We start from the raw sequence: 20257 nt of genomic DNA on the forward strand, positions 1-20257 counted from the left end.
AGCGCTTTGCTGAAGCATCGCACATCCGGCAGAATAGCCAAGCCGGAATGCCGAGGTGTGTCGCCAAGATGACAGCAACATCGCTCAGGCGGGCTGCGCGAAGGCGAATGCCCTTCGCGGGAGCAGCAGCGAAAGGCCGACCGTGACGACCGCGTTGACGATGAGTGCCACCAGCCCGCGCTCCCAATGCGGAAGCCAGGTCGAGGCGAGCAGCGAAAATGCCGGCAGCCAAAGCACGGCGTAGCCGGCAAGCAGCCCCGCCAGCACCGCCGCCGCGCTCGTCCGGCGCAGCAGGAACGCGCAGTAGACGCCTGGCGCGAGCATGCCGATCGCGGCATAGGCGGACAGGCCGATCTCCACCAGCGATCCGCTCGCCCCGAGCGTCAGGTAGAGGGCGATCGCGGCGAAGCCGACCATGGCGATGCGCGAGACCAGCAGTTCGGTCCTGTCATCGATCGACGGGATCAGTGGACGCAGGATATTGCGGCTGAAGATCGAGCCGCAGGTGAGCAGCAGCACCGATCCCGGCACGAGCGCCAGCAAGGATGCGGTGCCGGCCAGCAGACCCAGCATCCAGGCCGGATACCGTTCCCCGACGAACGCCAGCAACAGCGCGTTGGGATCCCCGCCGGGTGCCTGCGTGCCGGCAAGGAGCGCTGCGAAGCCGAGCAGGATGATGAAGAAATAGGACAGCGAGTAGATCGGCTGGAAGACTGCGTTTCGCCGGATCGTTTCCGTGCTGTCGGCCGAATAGCAGAGCTGGAACATGTGCGGGAAGATGTAGGTGCCAAGCGCCACGTTGATCGCGGAGGTTATCAGCCAGGTCGTGTCCAGACCGAGTTCCGGCTTGAGACCGGGGAAGCGCATCGCTTCCGGGAAGCGCTCGCTCACGCTGCGAAACACGTCGAGCACGGATGCTTCGCCGACCACCCCTGCGATACTCCAGGCCAGCGCCAAAACGACGACCAGCATGAGGATGTCCTTCACCCCGGCGGCAAAGGCTGCGGCGCGCAGCCCGGCCAGGAAGACGAAGAGCACCATCAGCGCAACGGCGACGCAGGCCGCAACACCGGCGCTTATGCCCGGCCCCGCGGCCAACCGCACCACCAGCGTGAGCGCCGTCACCTGAATCTGCACGTAGACCACGAGCGCGACGAGGCCCGCGGCCGCGACGCACACGCCCAACCAGGGTGCGCGATAGCGATGGGCAAAGAAGTCGGCTTGCGTCACCAGCGCATGCCTGCGGCCGTATGACTGGATCAAAGGGGTGAGCCAGTAGCCGACCGATGCCGACAGCGAGACCGAACAAAATGCGAGATAAGCCGGCGCACCATAGGCCCAGGCGAAGCCCGAAATGCCGAGTACGGCGAAGGTGGTGTAGATCTCGCCCGCGTTGAGGAACCAGAACACCAGCGTTCCGAGCTTGCGGCCGCCGAGCGCCCACTCTTCCATGCTCTGGGCACGCTTCTGTTTCCGACGACCGTAGAGGATCGATCCGGCGGTGGTGCCGCCAACGATCAGCAGGATCAATCCAAGGATCATTTCGCAGGACCCGACGTGTCGAGGGCGAAGCGAAAGCCCAGCACGACGGTGGCAAAGAGAATTCCTGCCATCTGCCATACCATCCCGAAGGGCAGGCCCAGCGGCGACCAGCTTACGCCATTCGCCCAGGGGGCGAGGCCAAGTTGCCAGGCGAATGGAAGCAGCAGCAACAGATCGGCACGCCTGAGGCGCTGCACCACATCGGCGTCGTCGGTGGGTTCGGTCATGGATCGCTCTCTGGCTTGGGACACCGGAGCGTGGCCGGACGGCCCGTTGCGTTCAATGACCAAAAGCGTCGCAAATGTTGCGTCAAAGAGAACGGGCGCGCGATCATGCGCGCTGAAGATCCTATGCCGCCGTCGATCGGCGGCGGGGCATCGGCGCTAATGCCGGATCGGCTTGTTCCACTGCCGCAACTGCGCTTCGATCCGCTTGAGCAAGCGCAGCGGCGCCCCTTCCAGCTGACGGCCGGAACGCAGCACCAGGCTGGTCGTCGTCTCCTCGATCGCGTCGTCGGCGATCGGCACGCTCACCATCGTGCCCTCGCTCAGCTCCGACCAGACCGATATCTGCGGCAGGATCGCGACAGCGATCCCGGCACGCACGGCATCCTGCAGGATATGGATCGAATTCGAGGTGATTGCGGGCTGGAAGAACGTTTTCGAGTTCGCCTCGGCCACGCTCAAGATCTGCCGGATGCGGAAGTGCGCGGGGGGGAGGACGAGCGCCTCCCCGGCGAGTTCGGCAATGCTCACGCTGGCCTTGGCGGCAAGCGGGTGGTTTGGCAGCATGATCGCCATGAGGGGCTGCGCGATGACCGAGCGGACGTGGATCTTCATGTCGTTGGGCGTCGAGAAGACGAGCCCGAAATGCGCTTCGTCGTCGGCGATCATGCGCAGGATTTCCTGGGTCGAACCGGTCAGGATCTCCAGCCGGATCTGCGGATTGGCCTCCGCGAATTTGCTGACGAGCGATGTGAAGCTCTTGCCGGCAAATCCCTCGCCGATCGCGGCCGTAACCTGGCCGGTGCGAACGGAACGCAATTCCTCCAGTTTCGCATGGAGCGCTTCGCGGTCGGCGATCTGGTTGCGATAATGGGCGATGACGATCTCGCCCGCGTGCGTCAGGCGTACGCCGCGTCGCCCCTTCTCGATCAGCGCCAGCCCGTACTGGCTTTCCAATTGTCCGATCTGCCGACTGATCGAAGATGGTGCGACGTTGAGCCGATCGCCAGCCGCACGCATCGAACCGGCATTGAGCGCTTCCAGCAGGTATCGCATTCCGGCTTCGGACAAGGCGTGATCCTCAAGGCTCTTACGGAGCTATCGCGCCTTCCTAGCAGGTCAGCGTGAGGGATCGAAGTCCTCGGCAAGCGGCAGGTTGCGCGAACTAGTGCCGACATGGAGGCGATAGGTGCCTCGCGCCATGCGCCAGTCGCGGGTGCTTTCGTCCCAGTAGGACAGCGACCGCGCATCGAGCGGGAACTCGACAGTCTGCGATTTGCCCGGCTGCAGCGAGATCCGGGCAAATCCCTTCAACTGGCGCGGCGGCTCGGCCGCAGCCGCCGGCATGGAAACATAGAGTTGAGCGACCTCGTCACCCGGCACGCTGCCGATGTTGCGCACGGTGGCGCGCACGGTCCATCCGCGACCGCGCTTCGCGACCTCGAGGCCGCTGTACGCGAAGCGCGTATAGGAGAGCCCATGGCCGAACGGATAGAGCGGCGCGATGCCCTTTGCGTCATACCAGCGGTAACCCACCAATATGCCCTCGTCGTAGCGGGCGGTGGTACCGATGCCGGGATAGCGGATTTGCTGATCGGCGGGGCCGTTGACCTCGTCGGCCGGAAAGGTCACCGGCAACTTGCCCGACGGGTTCGCTTTGCCGGTCAGCAAGGCTGCAATCGAGTCGGCGGCCTGCTCCCCAGGATACCAGGCTGCGAGAATGCCTGCGACCTTGTCACGCCACGGCATCAGGACGGGGCCGACGGTGTGAAGCACGACCACGGTGTTGGGGTTTGCCGCCGCAACCGCCTCGATCAGCGCATCCTGGTCGCCGGGCAGCCTCAGGTCGGTACGATCAGCACCTTCCGAAACATGATCGGCGACGAAAACCACCGCGACGTCGGCCTTTCTGGCGGCCGCTACGGCCTCGTCAAGCAGCCTGTCGTCTGGTGCTTGCCAACCGAGCCGCAACTCGTTGGCCGACAGCGTCGGTGCATTGGAATAGGTCAGTTCGAGCGCGACTCGCTTTCCCGCCTCGAGGCGGACCATGCCGTGCGTGGCGAGACGAAAGCTCTGCTTCGGGACATAGGCCACGCGCCGGCCGTCGATGTTCAGTGCGATTTCGCCGCCACCGTTGAGCGAGAAACGATAATTGCCCGTTTTCGGAGGAACGAAGCCGGCCGTCCAGCGCGCGGACCAGAGCGCGGGCAGGCCCTGAACGCCTGCCTTGGGTCCGGCTTCGGCATAGTCGATCTGCGCCTCGCCGCGCGTCACAACGGGTTCACCCGACCAGTCGGGCGAAGCATAGTAGCGGGCGGTCAGGCGGTCGAACGCGGATGCCGGCATGGCCGGCAGCGGCGCGATGCCGAGCGTACCGCGTGCGTAGGTCACCGCAACCCCATCCCCCAGCGCGGCCCTGATTGCGTCGACGGGCGCCTTCAGCGTGCCGACATCCTCGGTCTTGACGAAGCCGCCATACCGCTCGGACGTCTGGACGTTCGGGCCCGCATCATCGCCGATCACGGCGATGGACCTTGCCCTGAGCGGCAGCACGCCACGCTCGTTGCGCAAGAGCACGGTGCCTTGCTCGGCGATCTTCCGGGACAGGACGAGGTGCGCGGGATTGCGCACATTGGCAGCGGCGTCGGCGGCAGCGATCGGCCGATCGACGAGGCCGAGGCGGAACATCGGCGTGACGATCCGCTTCACCATCCCGTCGATATCGGCCTGGGTGATCGCGCCCTTGGCGCGCGCCGCCTTGAGTTCGTTCGGCCCGTAGAATTCGGCAAAGCCGAACGGGCTTGCTCCCCCGGGCATCGAAATGTCGAGCCCTGCTTTCACCGACGGCGCCGTCGACCGGTGCGCGAAATACCAGTCCGCGACGACGAATCCATCGAAACCCCAGCGCTTCAACGCGCCCAGCGTTTGGGGATTTTCGCAGGCATAGAGGCCGTTGATGCGGTTATAGGCGCACATGATGGAGCCTGCCTTCGCCTCCTTCACCACCGCCTCGAAACCCGGATAATAGATTTCGCGCAAGGTGCGCTCGGCAACGATCGCATCGGTCGCTTCATAGGCGGGGCCATCGCCCAGGCGCAGCCATTCCTGATTGTTCGCCGCGAAATGCTTCGGCGTCGCGATCAGGCCGAGCGACTGGATGCCGCTGGTGATAGACGCTCCCAGTTGCGCGGTGAGATAGGGATCCTCGCTCAGCGTTTCCGCAAGGCGGCCCCACTTGGGCGTGCGGATGATATTGATGGTCGGGGCGAGCACCACGTTGCGCCCCTTGCCCGCGTGCTCGGCGCCCAGCGCCTTTCCATAGGCCGTCATCAGGTCGCGATCGAACGTCGCCGCACCCATGACGGGGGCGGGGAACTGCGTCACACCCTTCATGCCGTTGCCGACACCTGCCGGCCCATCGCCCATGCACAGTCGTGGCAGGCCCAGACGGACGATCCCGCTGATATGCCCGACGCACGCGTTCACGCCGGTGCCGTTGGCATCGAGTTCGGTATCGCCCTGGAGCAGCTTCAGCTTCTCCTCGTCGGTCATCGCCGCAACGACCAGATCGGCGCGCTGTTCGGGTGGCCGGCTGGTATCGAGCCAGGGTCGCTCGCCATCGTCCGCCAAGGCGGCGCCGGTCCACAGGCCGCAAAGCGCGATCCCGGAGAGCACGGCTCTCCGGGAGGCGGATGCCATTCGGCGTGCCGTGAGGGCGGACGTCGAGGAAGCAGCCATGACGATCAGAACTTGACCACGCCCGACAGGCTGACCGTCCGTGGACGGTTCATGTAATAGCCCAGCGGGTAAACGCCCGGCACGATCTCGTTATAGTTGATCGTCGTACGGTCGTTGAACAGGTTGGATACGTTGAGGTTGATGGCCCAGGGCCCCTTGCTTACGCCCGCACGCAGTCCGACGAGCCAATATGAGTCGAGCGTCTGGTAGTTGGCGATGGTTGGGTTGAATTTGGTTGCCATGCCACCCTGATAGCTTGCGTCGGCGCCGAATGATGCTTCGGCATCCAAAGCATCGACGAAGGTCGAGTAATTGATACTTGCCGAGCCGGTGAATTCGGGCACGTAGGGAACGCGATTGCCCTTGCGGCCGGTGGCGGGCACCGGGTTGTCCTCGGCGAGCTTGGCGGTGTTGTAATTGCCCGAGAGGTTGATGTTGAGGCCGGCGACCGGGCGGGCTTCGAGCGTCATCTCGACGCCCTTGACCTCGGCCTTGCCGCCATTGCCGGTGTAGCCGAAGGAAACGGTGCCGTTGCTTGCCTGCTGGGACACCTGAATATCCGACCAGTCGATGTAGTAGAGCGCGCCGTTCAGGAACAGCTTGCGGTCCATCAATGTGGTCTTCACGCCCCACTCGTAGCTCCACAGCGAGTCCGAGCCATAGCCGTCGGGAATGACGACGCCAGCGATCGCGGCTGCGGTCTGGTCGTTGGTGCCGCCCGAGCGATAGCCTTGCGCCACCTGGACGTAGGTATTGACCTGGTCGTTGACCTTCCACGCCAGGTTGAAGCGACCGATCAGGCCGTCGTCCTTCGTTTCCAGCGTCGGCCCAGCGCCGGCGCCGGGGGCACCGCCCGCCGCGACCAGCGCTACCGACTGCTGCTCCAGCTTGAAATCGAACAGGCGGCCGCCTGCGGTGAAGGTCACGCTGGGAAGGAATTCGTAGCTGATCTCGCCGAACAACGCCCTTTCCTTGATCTTGGTCGTCACGTCGCGGTTCAGCAGGAGGTCGGCATCGGGAGCGAAGTTGCCGGTTGCGTCCGCAAGCGGCCACGCACTGTTGAAGAAGCGGTTCTCGTTCTGGAAGAAACCGCCGACCAGCACCTGGATCGGGCCGTCGAAATCCGAGGCGAAGCGAAGCTCACCGCTATCGACGCGACGATGCTTGGTCTGCACAAGCGCGCTGCGCCCCTCGCCGTCATAGTCGAGGCCGAAGAAGGCCTGCGCCGCGAGGCTCGCGTCGCGAACGAACTTGGTGTCCCGTACGAACCGCGAAAGCGTACCGGTGAAGGTGCCGAAAGGCTGCTTATAGTTGACGGTAGCGTTGTAAAGTTCACTCTCGTCATCATAAGGCGAACGAACTTCGTCCGCCTGAAAGTTCTTCGGAAGCGGGTTGCCGGCGAAGTCCAGCCGGTTATAGTAATTCTTCGCGTCCTGGTGCACGTCCTGGTACATTGCCGTGACGTCAAGCGTGAGGTCCGGCGTAGCCTGGAGGCGGGCGGTGATGCGGCCGGCTTTGCTCTTCTCCGCGTTGGCGCCGTTGTCGAAGCGGTTGTCGATCCAGCCGGGGAGGTCGGCGTAGAAGCCGGAGGCGCGCACAGCGAGAACGCCCGGAATGATCGGAAGGTTGACGGCGCCGTCGGTCTGCAGTCCGAGCGCGGCGTCCTTGGTGGCGCGCAGCGCGGACTGGACATAGCCCGTGACCCCGCCGTCGGGATCGGCCTTGTTCGTGATGTATCGGATCGTGCCGGCCATCGAACTGGCGCCGAAGGTGGTCCCCTGCGGTCCCTTGAGCACTTCGACGCGGTCAATGTCGAACAGCTTCACGTCGGGCGCCTGGCCGCCGCCATCCTGCGAATTCTCGCCGGTGATGACGATTTCATCAAGGTAGAGGCCAACCGTGCCTGCCCCGGATGCATTGATGCCACGGATGACGTAGCGCTTGTCGCCGGGGCCTTCGTCCTGCACCGAAAGCGCGGGAATCGAGCGGTAGAAGTCGGCGAAATCGAGTGCACCCTTTTCCTTCAGCGCGTCGCCGCCCAGCGCCTGCACTGCGATAGGCGTGTCCTGAATGGTCGATGCCGTGCGCTTGGAGGCGGTGACGACGATATCGGCGCCGGATCCATCGCTCGGACCCGCGGTGTCTTGCGCCTGCGCCGGTACTGCGCAGAATGCGGTGCCGGCCATGATGCCCGAGATGAAGAGCCTCAGCGACCCGTGCTGGCAAGTTTTCATGGAACCCCTTTCCCCTTATTGATTGTGGCCGGTGCAACAGCAAGTCCCCGCTCTCACCGGAAGATGGGAAGGTCACACGGGTACCCGACCGCTTCAATGCTGCCGAAACAGGAGAAACGTTGCGCTCAACGCAACGGCTGGGATTGATCATGATTGAAAATCAATATGATCGCATGGCTTGAGGATGCCCTGCGATTGGGCTCGATCCCGCGCCTATCGGGAAAGCGCCCTCCGCCGCAGCATGCGCTCCGCGACGTGCCAATCTCAGCATGAGGCTGAGGCGGATCTATGGATCCGGGCAAGTCGTGTGCGCGGCATTCACCTGATGCCATACCGGTGCTGGGCCTGTTCCATGGCTGTTGCCCGCGATACTCTGCCGATCGCCTCCGTGGGCGCGCTGCCCCCCCCGCATCTTCGATATTGCGTCTTACCGGGAAATCTATTTGCGACGGAGACTTCACACGTTCGGAAGCGACCGGACTTTTTGTACGGCCTGCCATGTTCTTCTCTCAACTGGTCACACGGCGCCGCTGCCAGATCGATGCGTACCGGCGTGAGGCATCGTCCATTTCGACCGCGGATACTGCATCGGCCGGCGCCATCGACAACCGCGCCATGGATGGTCGTGCGATCCGGACCTCCATAGATATGGAGCAATGCCCAACTGTCGCCGCGCTTCCATCGCTCGCGTGTGTGGAGCCTGTAGGCATCGGGTGCGTCGGCCTTCCCTGCCCGATCGAAGGTGGTCGCGGACATGCCGAGCGGATCGAGAAACGCCGCTGCGTCGCCGCGCGATCCTTTCTCTCCCGCCATTTGGCGTGCGGCTTTCGCTCATCCCAGCAATACGCCCCCTCCTGCGACAGGGCTTGCAATATCTCGGGATCGCGTTGTCGGTCTGCGCGATGCGGAAGACGGCGTTGAGCGGCCGGCGCGCGCACACGCCCTACTTGATGTTCGTGTGTATCGCCCCGGCGGCGGTCAGTGCGTTTTTCACGACCTCGGCATCCTCTTCGGCTATATCGATCGAGATGGCGAGTACGCCGCGCAGCGCGCTATCATCGCGTTCCTCGCTACCGGCCGGGCCGGTGGTCAGATCTGCGCCGTCCACCGCCTGTCCCGCGCTGTTGTCCTTGCCCTCGGGCGCGACGAAGATATCGGTGCGCTCGACCCCATATTCCTGAACCAGCCGCTCGATCGCCAGATCAGCCTCGCGCCGCGTATCGAATTCGCCCGTAACGGTTTTCATTGATCCTGCTCCATGCGACGTCTGTTAAGGCCGAAGGGGGAAACGCGGCGCGCCGTGTCTGGTGCCGTGGCATTGTCATATCATTGGCCGCTGAATGGCCATGGCTGAAGGCTTGCGGCTGCGGCCCATCCGATGTCACATTCGCATGCCCGCGGGTCCAACACCGCCGCGCAGGATCGACATCGGCACGGACCAGCAGCGCGGCGGCCGGCGGGTTGAACAGGGCATTGTCGATGCGCAATCCTGCGTTGCGTTCGAACGACTTTGGCCAATACGTCCACAAGCTCTGGATTCGCGCGCCAGAATGCATCACCCGCAACGCGTCGATCCAGCCCCGCTCAGCCGCGATGGGCGCTTCGCGATCGCGCCGATCTGAACGGAACGTCTGCTCCACCGTTATGCGATGATGCCTGCATTCAATTGGCCGCCGGATCCCTATATTCTCGCCCTGACCGGCATCGGCATGCTGATCGCGTTGGTGACGTGGCTGCCGCTCGCGCTGAAACGCCTGCCGCTGTCCCTGCCGATCGTCTGCGTCGCCCTTGGTGCAGCTCTGTTCGCACTGCCGCAGATCAAGCTCAGCCCGCTGCCGCAGGCCTATCCCGTCCTCACCGAGCGTTTCGCCGAATTCGTCGTCATCATCGCGCTGATGGGTGCCGGACTGAAGCTCGATCGCATTTTCAGCATCCGGCGCTGGGCCGTTGCCTGGCGGTTGCTCGTGATCACGATGCCGCTGGGCATCGCAGCGATCACCGCCATCGGCGTGTGGGTGGTGGGCCTGCCGTGGCCCGCGGCACTGCTCCTCGGCGCTGCGCTTGCACCGACCGACCCCGTCCTCGCTGCAGACGTCCAGGTGGGGCCGCCCCGCAGCGGCGAGGAGGATGAGGTCCGCTTCGGCCTCACCGCGGAAGCCGGGCTCAACGACGGCTTCGCCTTCCCGTTCGTGAACCTCGCGCTCGCACTCGCCGTGGCGACGACGACCGGCGAGCCCTGGGCCACGCAGTGGATCACCCATGCGGTGTTTTGGGAGGTCGGTGCCGGTATTGCCGGCGGCTGGCTGGTCGGCCGGATGTTCGGTTGGCTGACCTTTCATATCCCCGCCGAAAGCAAGCTGGCGCAGACCGGCGATGGGCTGATCGCGATCGCGGCGACACTCGTATCCTACGGGCTTACCGAGATTATCCAATGCTATGGCTTCCTTGCCGTGTTCGTGACCGCGGTGACGCTGCGCGCCTCGCACCGTGCGCATGACTTCCACCACGACATGCATGCGATCACCGAGCAGGTCGAACGGATCGCGATGATGGTGCTGCTCCTGCTGTTGGGCGGCGCGCTCGTGGCAGGTCTGCTCGCGCCGATCGGCTGGGTGGAGCTCGCCGCGGCCATTGCAATCCTGATCATCGTCCGTCCTGTGACCGGCCTGATCGGTCTGCTCGGTTTTCCGGCAGACCGGCGTGAGCGGATGATGCTCGCTTTCTTCGGCATTCGCGGTGTCGGTTCGATCTATTATCTTGCCTATGGACTCAACCACTTCCCTTTTGTGGGCGGCGATCGTCTCTGGGCAATCGTCGGTCTGGTGGTACTTCTCTCGATCCTGCTCCACGGCCTGACGGTGACGCCGCTGATGCGCACATTGGATCGTACCCACGGCCGCGATCCCGATGCGCCGATCCCGCCGCCAGGGCTGCAGGGACCGGGCGGCGCGGAAGCATCTCATGATGTTTAGCAAGCGACTGGCGGCAGCACGGCAAAGTGGACATCCGCGTCCCGCCACGTCCATCTCCCCGCCCGATCACGGCGCTTCAGACGGATGCGGGGCGATGCGCCTCCCGACCAGGGCCTGCCAGCTGTTCGAGATAGGAGCAGAGCATATCAGCGAGCGCATCAGCATAACCGTCGATCTCGTCCCGGGATCGCGGTAGCGTCGAGAAGCTGCTGCCGACAGCGCTCAACGTCGTCTTCATGAGGGTCCCAGCCAGCTCGCGTTGTGCCGGGCTGGCTTGCGGCGCGCTTTCGTCGAGAAAGTCGCGGACGATCTGCGCGCTTTCCGCATGCGCCGCAGTGGCCTCGGGTGCATCCCGGTAGAACGGAGCCGCATCGGCCAGTGCAATCCGGATTCCGGCCTCTTCGCACTCGGAGTTGATGAAGGCATGGACAAGCGCGCGCAGACGCACGCCCGGCGTCCGCGAACGATCTTCGAGAATATCACGCAACAGCGCCGACGTCCGCTGCCACTCGTCGCTTTGCAGCCTGAAGAGAATCGCGGTCTTGTTGGGAAAATATTGGTAGAGCGAACCGACGCTCACGCCGGCGCGCTCGGCCACCCGGGCAGTGGTGAAACGTTGCGCGCCCTCGGCTTCCAAAACCTGAACAGCTGCTTCGAGCACGGCCGCGACGAGGTCGTTGGAGCGCGCCTGGCGCGGCAGCCTTCGCGAGGAAATTCCAACGTTTCGCGGCATTCTGCGGCACCCCCGTCCCAAGGCGAATAGTCAAAGGTGACGAACTATTCGTATTTTTTGCGACAGGCAAACACGTGGAGATCCTCATGACCACCCTTACCACCGCACCTGTCGCGCCGCTGCTCGATCGCCTGTTCGCCGAGGCCGAGGCGCTACAGCCCATGGCCAACCCGGCCTTCGCGGCAATCTCCCCGGAAGAGCGCCAGCGGCTGATGCGCAGCAGGGCCGACTACCGCAACTTCTATGCCCGGCTGAAGGACTATGCGCTGCCGGTTTCGCGCGATACCGGCAAGCTCCTCTACATGCTGGCGCGCGCCAGCGGCGCGCGCGCGATGATCGAGTTCGGCACCTCGTTCGGCTTGTCGACGCTGCATCTCGCGGCGGCGCTGCGCGACAATGGCGGCGGCCGGCTGATCGCCAGCGAGTTCGAACCCTCGAAGGTCGCGCGCGCCGCGGATAATCTGACCCTTGGCGGTCTCGCCGATCTTGTCGAGATCCGGGAAGGCGACGCGCTGGAGACGCTGGCATCGGACCTGCCGGTTTCGATCGATCTCCTGCTGCTTGATGGCGCCAAATCGCTCTACCTCGACATCCTGCAGATCGTGGAAAATCACCTGCGGCCAGGGGCCGTCATCATTGCCGACAACGCCGATCATTCGCCTGAATATCTTGAATATGTCCGCGCGCCCCGAAACGGATATCTGTCGATGCCGTTCGCCGATGAGGTTGAGTTGACCGTTCGTACGGTCTGAGGATCCGGAAAATGCCGCTTGAAACGGGGTCGCCCAGGCGAGAGGCTGGCAGAGCGCCGCACCGGCCTCCGATCCTCATCGGCATCGGCATCGGCATCGCCGGCGACGTCCCCACCGCGGTGCAGATGGCCAAACAGGCATAGCGTGCAGGGGCTGATCATCGGTTCGGGAAGCCAACAGCGGGTCGTCGCCCCCGCAATCGGGGTGCCCGGCTTTCATCGCCGTCGCTAACCGGGCTCAGCTTCCCATTCTTCGCTGTTCGATCAGCTGTGCCAGGCGCACGCTCGTACCGGCGGCGCTGGTCCGCGCGTGATCCGCGCCGACCGTCAAGGCGGTTGCCGCCGCTTCGGCGAACAGACGCCCTCCGACCGATACCACCACGAGTTCGTCCGGGGCGCCGCGGCATTTCGTCACGGTTTCGCGAAGCCGGGCCAAGGCATGGTGGCGCGGCAATGCATCGGACAATGCAATATCCACCGCGTCGGGCCGCTGCGAACGCAATTGCCGCGCAAGCGCCTCGTCGCTGCCGGGGAAAGCGATATCGACGGTCCACCCGGCATTGTTGAACATGTCACCGAGGAGGCTCGGGCCAAGCAGGTGCGGCTCGCCCGGTGCGGTCGCGAGGAGGACGCTGTAGCGGCTCTTCCGGATTTTGTCTGCCGAGCCGCGGGACTGTACGGCGTGACCGGCCAGTTGCAGCATGCTCAAGCCGATCGTCAGATCGATCTCACTGCATTCGTCGGCGAGCCAGGCATCCCCGAGCATGCGCGCCGTAGGCTCCAGCAAATACCTTACCAACGCATCGCCAACCCACCCATCGTTGACAAGGTCGCCGATCAGCGCGTTCAGCCGGCTGTCATCGCCAGCGAGCGCGAAGCCCGCTGCGGCCGGGATGTGGTCGACCAGGAGCGCCGGCCCGGAGGACCCCGCGGGCGAACGCGCTCTTCGGCCGTCCCGACAACAGAGCTGCATGTCCAGGCCCGAGAACAGGCGCGCAGGAACCATATGCTCGCTTAAAATTTCGATGCTGCCATGTCGGGGGTCGTGCCGGATCGATTCCCATACCCGATCCAGGGCGTCGGGCGGTCCTTCGATCGTCTGCAGGTATCGATTGCCGTCGCACAGCAACATGCCGGTGATACCGATGCTGCGATTTCGCCCCCTGGCGGCGCCGACGAGCGACTGCAGTTCAGGTACCGACAACGCTCTGGAGGCCTGACTTCGATATGTAATACTTGCAACCCAGTTGGCCGCCCCGGCGTCACTGCGTTCCACGTGTGCCTGCATCCTATCCTCCGTCCCGTCGGGCAAAGCCGGGCAGGGCGAACCAGCGGCGGCTATCTGGATAGCCCGCTTTGATCCACACAGCGGAAGGCCGTCCGCGGCTTTTGTTGCTCCTCGCAGATGCGCGGAGCTTTCCTTACGCCGGAACCGTCAATCGATTCCTTACAGTCAGTTGCGGCCATCAAGTTGGACAACGACAGGATCGCGTCGCTCGCTGGCCGTCCCACCTCGTTCCCGACCCCGGCTTCGGCCGGTCGGAGACCCAGAGGTTCGACGATGTACAACTTGCCGTCAAGAGCCATTCTCAGGAACCATTTGTGCCGGAAAGCTGTTTCGACTCATTGTTTCGCATCGCCTCTCCGATACGTCTTCGCATCACCCTCGGTACCCCAAAAGGTGCAGGGATGGAAAAATATCTGGACCAGCGGCGCGTAAACATTATTGGACATTCTTCCCCGCCGGGGCAAGAATGCGTAACGGCGGAAAGACCGCGGCGGAGAGACCAAGATGAGGCAATCTATGTCGAATGTGCGCATCGGCGGACCGATTTTGTTGGTGGCAGTGTCAGCGCTCGCGCTGTCGGCCTGCTCCAAATCCAACGAATCGGCGGATACGACGGATGAGGCCGCGCCGACGGCCACGGCAAGCGTAGATAATGCAAGCGCGCCGGCTGCAGGCGCGGCACCCGCAGCGGGTGGCGCGGCAGCAGCCGCACCGGCGGCCGACAACACCGACACGATCAGTGGAGTCAAGTTTGCGAGCTACACGGGCGATGCAGCGAAGGGCAAGACCGCGTTCTTGACATGCCAGACCTGCCATTCGCCCGATGCAGGCGTGAACAAGATCGGGCCATCGCTGCACAGCATCGTAGGCCGAGCGGCGGGAACCATCGCCGGGTTCAACTACACGCCTGCCAACAAGAACAGCGGCATCACATGGACGCCGGAAAAGCTTTTCCAATATCTCGAGGCTCCGCAGCGGGTCGTTCCGGGCACCAAGATGGCGTTCGCCGGCTTTCCCGATCCTCAAAAGCGCGCCGATGTGATCGCTTATCTGGAAACGCTGAAATGATCGAAGGGGTCCGGCAGTTGGCCGGACCCTATTTTGCCCGTGTTCGTCGCGCGAGATCCGCAAGATGGACGGGAAATGACACGATCAGCGGTAGGGCGATCCAGCGCCAGTCCAGCCCCGTCAGCGCTGCGCGAAGCGCGATCAGCATCAGGACACCGGGGGCCAGCCGCATGACGGCATCGGCCAGCGTCCACTTCGCGCGGCCAACCAGCCAGCCAAGCTCCACGAGAATGACCGCAAGCACGATATCGACGGCATGACCGCTGGCGAACATCCACGCCATCGCAGCGCTCAGGAGAATGGTCCGTTAAGATTGACGATCGTCATGTTGAGATATCCGGCGAACGTCACCCACAGCAGATAAGGAATCAGCAGGACCGCGCCGATCATCGAATGCCGCCAGATGACGACGATCAATGCCGCAACGGACAGCCACAGCGCGACGACTTCGAAGAGCGCCCAGTCAGGCCTGTGAATCCGGAAGAACAACAGGCTCCACAGCACATTGAGGAACCCATTCAGCGCGAACAGGCCGACCAGCCATTCGCGTTCCCGCCAGGACGGCGTTGCCAGCCAGCCGGTCACTCCGGCGACCGCGGTCAAGCCGAATATCGCCGTCCATGCAATGCCATAGGCGGCATCGGCCGGCGCCCACCGTGGCTGGATCAGTCCCCGATACCATGGGCCGATCTCGGTGATGGTTGCCCCCAGCAGGGCTACGACCGTGGCTGCCAACAGCGCGACGGCGAGCGGAAACAGCCAGGCGCGGCTCATTGCGCGCCGCCCGCGGTCTGCATCAAATGGCGCATATCCTTCGCAAAGATGCGCAGATAAGCCAGCGGTTTCGCATAAATGAGCCGCTTGTTCATATAGGCTGGCCAGATCAGATTCTGCACGTCCCTATCCTCGCACATAGCGACGAACCGCTCGCGCCGCCGATCATTGCGATACCAGAAATGCTGCATGACCCCCAATATCCAGAACACACGGCCGTGCGCGCGCATGAACCGGCGACGGGCCTGACCGAGAACCCGAGGATTGCCGCAGATCAGAAACTCGCCCACGGCGCGCGCAGCCTCACGGCCCGCCACCATGGCATAATAAATGCCTTCGCCCGAAGCAGGGGCCACCACACCCGCTGCGTCGCCGGTGACGAGAACGTCGCGGCCATTGTCCCACCTGCGCAACGGACGCAGCGGGATGGGCGCGCCCTCGCTCCGAATCGTCTCGCACTTCGTCAGCCCTTCGCGGGCGCGCAGCCGGCGCACCGCGTCGCGCAGGCCGAACCCTTTCAACGCACTGCCCACGCCGACACTTGCGGTTTCGCCGTGCGGAAAGATCCAGGCATAGAAGTCCGGCGACAACGCCGCCTGATAGAAGACGTCGCATCGCCCGCGGTCGAATGCGGCGTCTGCGATGACGGGCGACCGGATGATCTCATGATAGGCGAAGACGCAGGGCATGCGCTCGGCACCCGCTATCGTCGCCCGCGCGACCCGCGAACGCGCGCCATCAGCGCCGATCACGCATCGAGTCGCAACCCGGTGCTCGCTGCCGTCGTCAGGATCCGTATAGACGACCACCGCACCGCCACGCTCGTCACGGTCGATCCGCTCGAACGATCCGGTCCGGCGCTCGGCATCCGCGCTCCGCGCCCGTTCGCGCAGCCATTCGTCGAAGCTGCCTCTGTCGACCATGCCGACGAAGCCCGCCTGCTTGCCCTGCCCCACCGGCATATCCACCGCATTGTCCGATGGCGCGATCATGCGCGCGGAGACCGCCCGACCTACGATCAGATGGTCCGGGATCGCAAAGTCTTCGATGAGTCGCGGCGGTATTGCCCCACCACAGGGTTTGATCCGCCCCGCGCGGTCGAGCAACAGCACGCGGTGGCCGCCTTGCGCCAGATCGGTCGCCGCGGTGGAACCGGCCGGCCCGCCGCCGACCACGACGCAGTCGTAGGCCGTGCTCATGCCAGCGCGTGCTGCGTCAGCGGATGCCGCGATACGCCGCGCAGCGCCAGCGATGCTGCCACGAGAAAGAGCAGCGCCTCGATACCGAAGACGATCGTGAACGTGTCGACCGTCGAACCCGTGAGCCAGCGGCCGACATCGACCCCCACTGCCCCGATCAGCCCGCCGAGGCCGAACGCGATCGCCTGCGCTGCCCCCCAAACGCCCATGCGAACGCCTTCGCGATTTTTCCCGCCCGCCCCCGCGAGCGTCATCATCGCGCCGATCGCCGCAACGGCAAAAACGCCGTTCGCGAAGCCGAGCGCGGCCACGTTGGCAGCCAGCGGCCAGCCTGCGCCGAATCGCGCCGCCAATGCCAACCCGGCCAGCGCCACCGCGGACCCTGCGCAACCACCGACGATCCACCGCCGCATGCCCACCGTGCTTCGTCCACCGAAGGCACTGCCGCCCACACCGACCAGGACCATGCCCGCCAGCACGCCGGCATGCTGAATCCCTGAAAGCTGCGTCGACTCGCCTGGCGTAAGACCGAACATCAGACCTGCGAAAGGCTCGAGGATCAGATCCTGCATCGAATAGGCGAGCATCGCGAGAAAGACGAAGATGGTGAAGCGGAAGGCATCCTGGTCGGCCAGCATCTCGCGCAGCGCGATGCCGAAGCTCGGGGCCGCACTTCGGTTGATCGCGGGTGCGATCGGCGAACGCCCCTCGATGCCCACCACACCCAGCAGCGAAACCGCAAAGGCGGCAAGCACGACACCGCTGGCCACGACCATCAACCGCTGCAACGAGAACGGATCGATCAGCGCGCCTACCACGCCTGCGGTGACGACGATTCCCGCGATCATCATGACCCAGGTGATCGAGGCTGCCGCGGCGCGGCGCTCCGGCGCAACCCGCGACGCCAGCAACGCCAGCAATGATGTGCCGGCGGCACCGACCCCGGCACCGATCAGCGCAAAGGCAAGGATGGCAAGCGGAAGCCCTCCCGACGACCGCGCACCGAGCAAGCCGAGCGCTGCGATGGCCATCAAGACGCCGACTGAGAGCGTTGCCATGCCGAACAGGATCCACGGCGTCCGGCGCCCGCCGCGATCCGACCCATGCCCCCAGGCCGGGCGCGACAACTGCACCGCATAGTGCCACGCGACGAGCGCCGCCGGCAGCGCGGCGGGCAACGCATATTCGACCACCATCACGCGATTGAGCAGCGAAGTCGCCAGCATCACGATTGCGCCGATCGCGCTCTGCACGAGTCCCAGCCTGACGATGCCGAACCAGCCCAACGGGCGCAGGCTCACAGCCCCGCCACTCCGCCGAGCCCAGCCGCCGATGCGAGCATGCCGAACACATACAGCGACGTACCGGTGGCGTTGTACCATGGCGTATTCGCCCGCGGATCACGGAGCAGCCGGCGCATCAGCACCATCTGTCCGAGCAGCAAGGTCGCGACGATGGCCGCTGCAACCTGATGTCCCCATCCCGCCAGCAGCATCACCACGACGATCTGTGGAACAGCCATCACAGCACAGGCGACACGTGCCGCTGGTCCAACCCCCAGAAGCACCGGCAAAGAGCGCAATCCCGTGGCGCGGTCGCCTTCCACAGCCTTGAAGTCGTTTAGCGTCATGATGCCATGCGCGCCGCAACTGTACAGCGCGAGAATGATGAGAACATGTGCGCCGGGGAGCGCGCCTGCCATCACGCTTGCGCCGGTGAACCAGGTAAGGCCCTCATAAGTAAGCGCCACCACAGCGGGCCCCCAGATGCCGCTTACCTTGAAGCGAAACGGCGGCGCGCTGTAGCCCCATGCGCAAAGCAGCCCGATGCAGGTCGCGCCGAACACCCATGGCCCTGTCGTCCAGGCGACGAGCAGCGACAGCAGCGTACCGGCCAGGGCGATCCAAAGGCCCCAACGGCCGGCTATCCGACCCGATGGGATCGGTCGCCCAGGCTCGTTGATGGCATCGACATGGCGGTCGAACCAGTCGTTGACGGCCTGGCTCGTGCCGCAGACCAGCGGACCGGTCAGCAGCACGCCTGCGATCAGGAAGGGCCAGCGATCGGCGATCGGCACACCGGACGAGACCACGCCGCACATGAACGCCCATATCGGCGGAAACCAGGTGACGGGCTTGAGCAATTCCAGGATGTCGCGCGGCGCGGGAACCGCCGTTACGATACTGGGTGCGCTCGACCGTTGCATATAGGCAGCCTAGAACTGCCGCCAGAATGCGTCAAACTGAATTGACGGTTATATGCGTCGCATCGGCTAGACAGTCGGGCTCAGCTATCGCTTGCGACCAGATTGCCCAAGCCATGACGATGGAGCTTGGAATAAAGACTCTGCCGGCTCACGCCGAGGATCTCGGCGGCAGACGCCCGATTGTCGGACGTGTATGCCAAAGCCGCTTCGATGCAGAGCCGCTCGATCATGTCGGTGCTCTCCCGAACGATCTCCTTGAGCGACATCCGACCCACCAACTCGGTGAGCTGATCGACCGAGCGAGGGATTTCCCGCGAGGGCGCCGGCGCATTCGGCATACGGCGGCCCACGGTTCGGATCGTCAGGCCATAACATTCGCTACCGTCGAGCGGAGCGATCACACCCGAAACCTCGACTTCTTCCTGCGCCCCCGCGCTTCCGCGAAGGACCGTAGCGACGTTGCGGACCGAGCCATGTTCGCGAAGCTGGCCGGCAATCAACCCCAGATCGATACCGGGGCGACCGAGCCATGTTGACAGGCTTTCGCCGACCACCCGAGTGGCGGACGGCATCTCGGCGAGTTCGACGAACGCCGCGTTTGCGGTGAGCACATTGAGGTCGCGATCCACGAGAACGAACGCGTCGGGCATCCGCTCGACGACCTCGGTAAGGATGGCGTCGAAGCGGTGCTCAGCCCCGTCGACGGTCGTCGGCTCCACACGGACGATCAGCAAAGGCGTGCCCGACTGCCTGAAAAGACGCGCCGAGATTTTCGCCTCTTCACGCCGGTCGGCAAGTCTCAGCACGATGGGCTCGATATTGTCGGCGGCTTCCGCGGCACCGAGATAAGCGATCAGGTCATCGCGCTGGTCCGGCGATACGATCGTATTGATGGCGTTCCCGATCAGGGATCCCTCGCGAGAACCGCACAGATTGTGCGCTGCGGGATTGGCTTCCCGAATTCTGCGGCTTCTCACATCGACGACCAGCACCGGTTCGGGAGCCATATCGAACAGCATGCGATACCGGGTCTCGACCTGGCGGAGGCGGATGTAATCGCGTTCGAGCGATTGCTGGGTTTGCAGCAACCGCTGCTGCATTGCCGCAGCGGCGCGCATCTCGCGGCCGATCGCTATGAGGCGGTCGCTGTCGCCCAGAGCCATGACCAGATACCGCACCGGGACGTCGCCACCCGCGGCCGGGTGGTTGACCTGACGCCATCTCGGGGGGGCCGCTTCCTTGGCGCCGCTCAACATCTCGGCAGCCTTCGTACGGCTTTCGACCGTCATCGTATCGACCCAGGCTTCGCCGACCCAGTCAGCAAAACCATGGTTGGCAAGTTCGCCCTGTGACACGGCCACATCCAGTATCGTACCTTCGTTCGACAGGATGAAGGTGACGTCCCCGGCAGCAGCGATCAACGACCCCACGACGCCTGCCGACAGCACGCCGGGCAGCACGCCCGGCGTCGTAAAAGCCGTTTGGCGGGTCAGGGCGATTTGCTTGTTCATCGACGCCGTCTGCACTC

At 64.5% G+C, this 20257-nt stretch carries 18 protein-coding genes; 4 read left to right on the forward strand and 14 right to left on the reverse strand.

All coding sequences use genetic code 11. The features are described 5' to 3' along the window. Positions 1-84: 84 nt before the first annotated feature. The 6 genes from NX02_RS17475 to NX02_RS17500 form a co-directional block, all read right to left on the reverse strand. The gene (locus NX02_RS17475) at positions 85-1530 is read right to left on the reverse strand and encodes a sodium:solute symporter family protein (RefSeq protein ID WP_245648627.1); all 1446 of its coding nucleotides are present in this window, start codon (positions 1528-1530) and stop codon (positions 85-87) included. A gap of 8 nt (positions 1531-1538) precedes the next feature. Beyond that, complete coding sequence (locus tag NX02_RS17480) at positions 1539-1769, reverse strand: DUF3311 domain-containing protein (protein WP_025293496.1); 231 nt, start codon at positions 1767-1769, stop codon at positions 1539-1541. Positions 1770-1925: 156 nt separating this feature from the next. Then, the gene (locus NX02_RS17485; protein ID WP_039996656.1) at positions 1926-2822 is read right to left on the reverse strand and encodes a LysR family transcriptional regulator; all 897 of its coding nucleotides are present in this window, start codon (positions 2820-2822) and stop codon (positions 1926-1928) included. Positions 2823-2885: 63 nt separating this feature from the next. Beyond that, entirely contained in the window at positions 2886-5465 is a 2580-nt protein-coding gene (locus tag NX02_RS17490) for a beta-glucosidase family protein (RefSeq protein WP_162232697.1), read from the reverse strand. Positions 5466-5509: 44 nt separating this feature from the next. Then, complete coding sequence (locus NX02_RS17495) at positions 5510-7738, reverse strand: TonB-dependent receptor (RefSeq protein WP_025293499.1); 2229 nt, start codon at positions 7736-7738, stop codon at positions 5510-5512. A gap of 943 nt (positions 7739-8681) precedes the next feature. Beyond that, entirely contained in the window at positions 8682-8984 is a 303-nt protein-coding gene (locus tag NX02_RS17500) for a hypothetical protein (protein WP_025293500.1), read from the reverse strand. Positions 8985-9084: 100 nt separating this feature from the next. Here NX02_RS17500 and NX02_RS33010 point away from each other — a divergent pair, with 100 nt between their 5' ends. Next, positions 9085-9360 (forward strand): hypothetical protein, encoded by a 276-nt coding sequence (locus NX02_RS33010; protein ID WP_162232698.1) that lies wholly within the window; start codon positions 9085-9087, stop codon positions 9358-9360. A 30-nt stretch (positions 9361-9390) separates the two neighbouring features. Next, on the forward strand, positions 9391-10710 hold the full coding sequence (locus NX02_RS17505) for a cation:proton antiporter (RefSeq protein ID WP_025293501.1): 1320 nt from the start codon (positions 9391-9393) through the stop codon (positions 10708-10710). Between the two features lie 76 nt (positions 10711-10786). Here NX02_RS17505 and NX02_RS17510 read toward each other — a convergent pair whose 3' ends face one another. Beyond that, on the reverse strand, positions 10787-11443 hold the full coding sequence (locus tag NX02_RS17510) for a TetR/AcrR family transcriptional regulator (protein ID WP_025293502.1): 657 nt from the start codon (positions 11441-11443) through the stop codon (positions 10787-10789). A gap of 86 nt (positions 11444-11529) precedes the next feature. On the opposite strand from NX02_RS17510, the gene NX02_RS17515 reads away from it, so the two are divergent. Next, positions 11530-12195 carry an O-methyltransferase gene (locus tag NX02_RS17515; RefSeq protein WP_025293503.1) on the forward strand — a complete coding sequence of 222 codons (666 nt, stop codon included), beginning with the start codon at positions 11530-11532 and terminating at the stop codon, positions 12193-12195. A gap of 237 nt (positions 12196-12432) precedes the next feature. On the opposite strand, the gene NX02_RS30805 is transcribed toward NX02_RS17515, so the two are convergent. After that, complete coding sequence (locus NX02_RS30805; RefSeq protein WP_158014060.1) at positions 12433-13482, reverse strand: BLUF domain-containing protein; 1050 nt, start codon at positions 13480-13482, stop codon at positions 12433-12435. Positions 13483-13998: 516 nt separating this feature from the next. Here NX02_RS30805 and NX02_RS17525 point away from each other — a divergent pair. After that, entirely contained in the window at positions 13999-14550 is a 552-nt protein-coding gene (locus tag NX02_RS17525) for a c-type cytochrome (protein ID WP_039996657.1), read from the forward strand. A gap of 28 nt (positions 14551-14578) precedes the next feature. Here the strand turns inward: NX02_RS17525 and NX02_RS17530 are convergent, their stop codons facing one another. The 6 genes from NX02_RS17530 to ppsR all read right to left on the reverse strand — a co-directional run bounded on the left by NX02_RS17530 (position 14579) and on the right by ppsR (position 20240). Beyond that, a complete protein-coding gene (locus NX02_RS17530) occupies positions 14579-14833 on the reverse strand; it encodes a hypothetical protein (protein ID WP_047099811.1) in 255 nt (84 codons plus the stop codon). Positions 14834-14841: 8 nt separating this feature from the next. Further along, the gene (locus NX02_RS17535) at positions 14842-15324 is read right to left on the reverse strand and encodes a TspO/MBR family protein (RefSeq protein WP_025293507.1); all 483 of its coding nucleotides are present in this window, start codon (positions 15322-15324) and stop codon (positions 14842-14844) included. Further along, complete coding sequence (locus NX02_RS17540; protein ID WP_025293508.1) at positions 15321-16523, reverse strand: geranylgeranyl diphosphate reductase; 1203 nt, start codon at positions 16521-16523, stop codon at positions 15321-15323. Before NX02_RS17540 ends, NX02_RS17535 begins: the two co-directional genes overlap by 4 nt. Then, a complete protein-coding gene (locus NX02_RS17545) occupies positions 16520-17824 on the reverse strand; it encodes a BCD family MFS transporter (RefSeq protein ID WP_025293509.1) in 1305 nt (434 codons plus the stop codon). The genes NX02_RS17540 and NX02_RS17545 overlap by 4 nt, the downstream gene beginning before the upstream one ends. Further along, positions 17821-18729, reverse strand: coding sequence for a chlorophyll synthase ChlG (gene chlG / locus NX02_RS17550; protein WP_025293510.1), 909 nt, complete (start codon positions 18727-18729; stop codon positions 17821-17823). The genes NX02_RS17545 and chlG overlap by 4 nt, the downstream gene beginning before the upstream one ends. 80 nt (positions 18730-18809) lie before the next feature. Next, complete coding sequence (gene ppsR, locus NX02_RS17555; RefSeq protein WP_025293511.1) at positions 18810-20240, reverse strand: transcriptional regulator PpsR; 1431 nt, start codon at positions 20238-20240, stop codon at positions 18810-18812. Positions 20241-20257: the final 17 nt, after the last annotated feature.

The sequence above is a fragment of the Sphingomonas sanxanigenens DSM 19645 = NX02 genome, assembly GCF_000512205.2.
GTDB classification, from domain to species: domain Bacteria; phylum Pseudomonadota; class Alphaproteobacteria; order Sphingomonadales; family Sphingomonadaceae; genus Sphingomonas_D; species Sphingomonas_D sanxanigenens.

Excerpts from the sequence above, each read along its gene's own strand:
- NX02_RS17535 (WP_025293507.1), bottom strand. The coding sequence starts at position 15,324 with ATGAGCCGCGCCTGGCTGTTTCCGCTCGCCGTCGCGCTGTTGGCAGCC.
- NX02_RS17480 (WP_025293496.1), bottom strand. The coding sequence starts at position 1,769 with ATGACCGAACCCACCGACGACGCCGATGTGGTGCAGCGCCTCAGGCGT.
- NX02_RS17540 (WP_025293508.1), bottom strand. The coding sequence starts at position 16,523 with ATGAGCACGGCCTACGACTGCGTCGTGGTCGGCGGCGGGCCGGCCGGT.
- NX02_RS17505 (WP_025293501.1), top strand. The coding sequence starts at position 9,391 with ATGCCTGCATTCAATTGGCCGCCGGATCCCTATATTCTCGCCCTGACC.
- NX02_RS17495 (WP_025293499.1), bottom strand. The coding sequence starts at position 7,738 with ATGAAAACTTGCCAGCACGGGTCGCTGAGGCTCTTCATCTCGGGCATC.
- NX02_RS17515 (WP_025293503.1), top strand. The coding sequence starts at position 11,530 with ATGACCACCCTTACCACCGCACCTGTCGCGCCGCTGCTCGATCGCCTG.
- NX02_RS17525 (WP_039996657.1), top strand. The coding sequence starts at position 13,999 with ATGTCGAATGTGCGCATCGGCGGACCGATTTTGTTGGTGGCAGTGTCA.
- NX02_RS17530 (WP_047099811.1), bottom strand. The coding sequence starts at position 14,833 with ATGGCGTGGATGTTCGCCAGCGGTCATGCCGTCGATATCGTGCTTGCG.
- ppsR (WP_025293511.1), bottom strand. The coding sequence starts at position 20,240 with ATGAACAAGCAAATCGCCCTGACCCGCCAAACGGCTTTTACGACGCCG.
- NX02_RS33010 (WP_162232698.1), top strand. The coding sequence starts at position 9,085 with ATGGCTGAAGGCTTGCGGCTGCGGCCCATCCGATGTCACATTCGCATG.
- NX02_RS17510 (WP_025293502.1), bottom strand. The coding sequence starts at position 11,443 with ATGCCGCGAAACGTTGGAATTTCCTCGCGAAGGCTGCCGCGCCAGGCG.
- chlG (WP_025293510.1), bottom strand. The coding sequence starts at position 18,729 with ATGCAACGGTCGAGCGCACCCAGTATCGTAACGGCGGTTCCCGCGCCG.
- NX02_RS17500 (WP_025293500.1), bottom strand. The coding sequence starts at position 8,984 with ATGAAAACCGTTACGGGCGAATTCGATACGCGGCGCGAGGCTGATCTG.
- NX02_RS17485 (WP_039996656.1), bottom strand. The coding sequence starts at position 2,822 with ATGCGATACCTGCTGGAAGCGCTCAATGCCGGTTCGATGCGTGCGGCT.
- NX02_RS17490 (WP_162232697.1), bottom strand. The coding sequence starts at position 5,465 with ATGGCATCCGCCTCCCGGAGAGCCGTGCTCTCCGGGATCGCGCTTTGC.
- NX02_RS30805 (WP_158014060.1), bottom strand. The coding sequence starts at position 13,482 with ATGCAGGCACACGTGGAACGCAGTGACGCCGGGGCGGCCAACTGGGTT.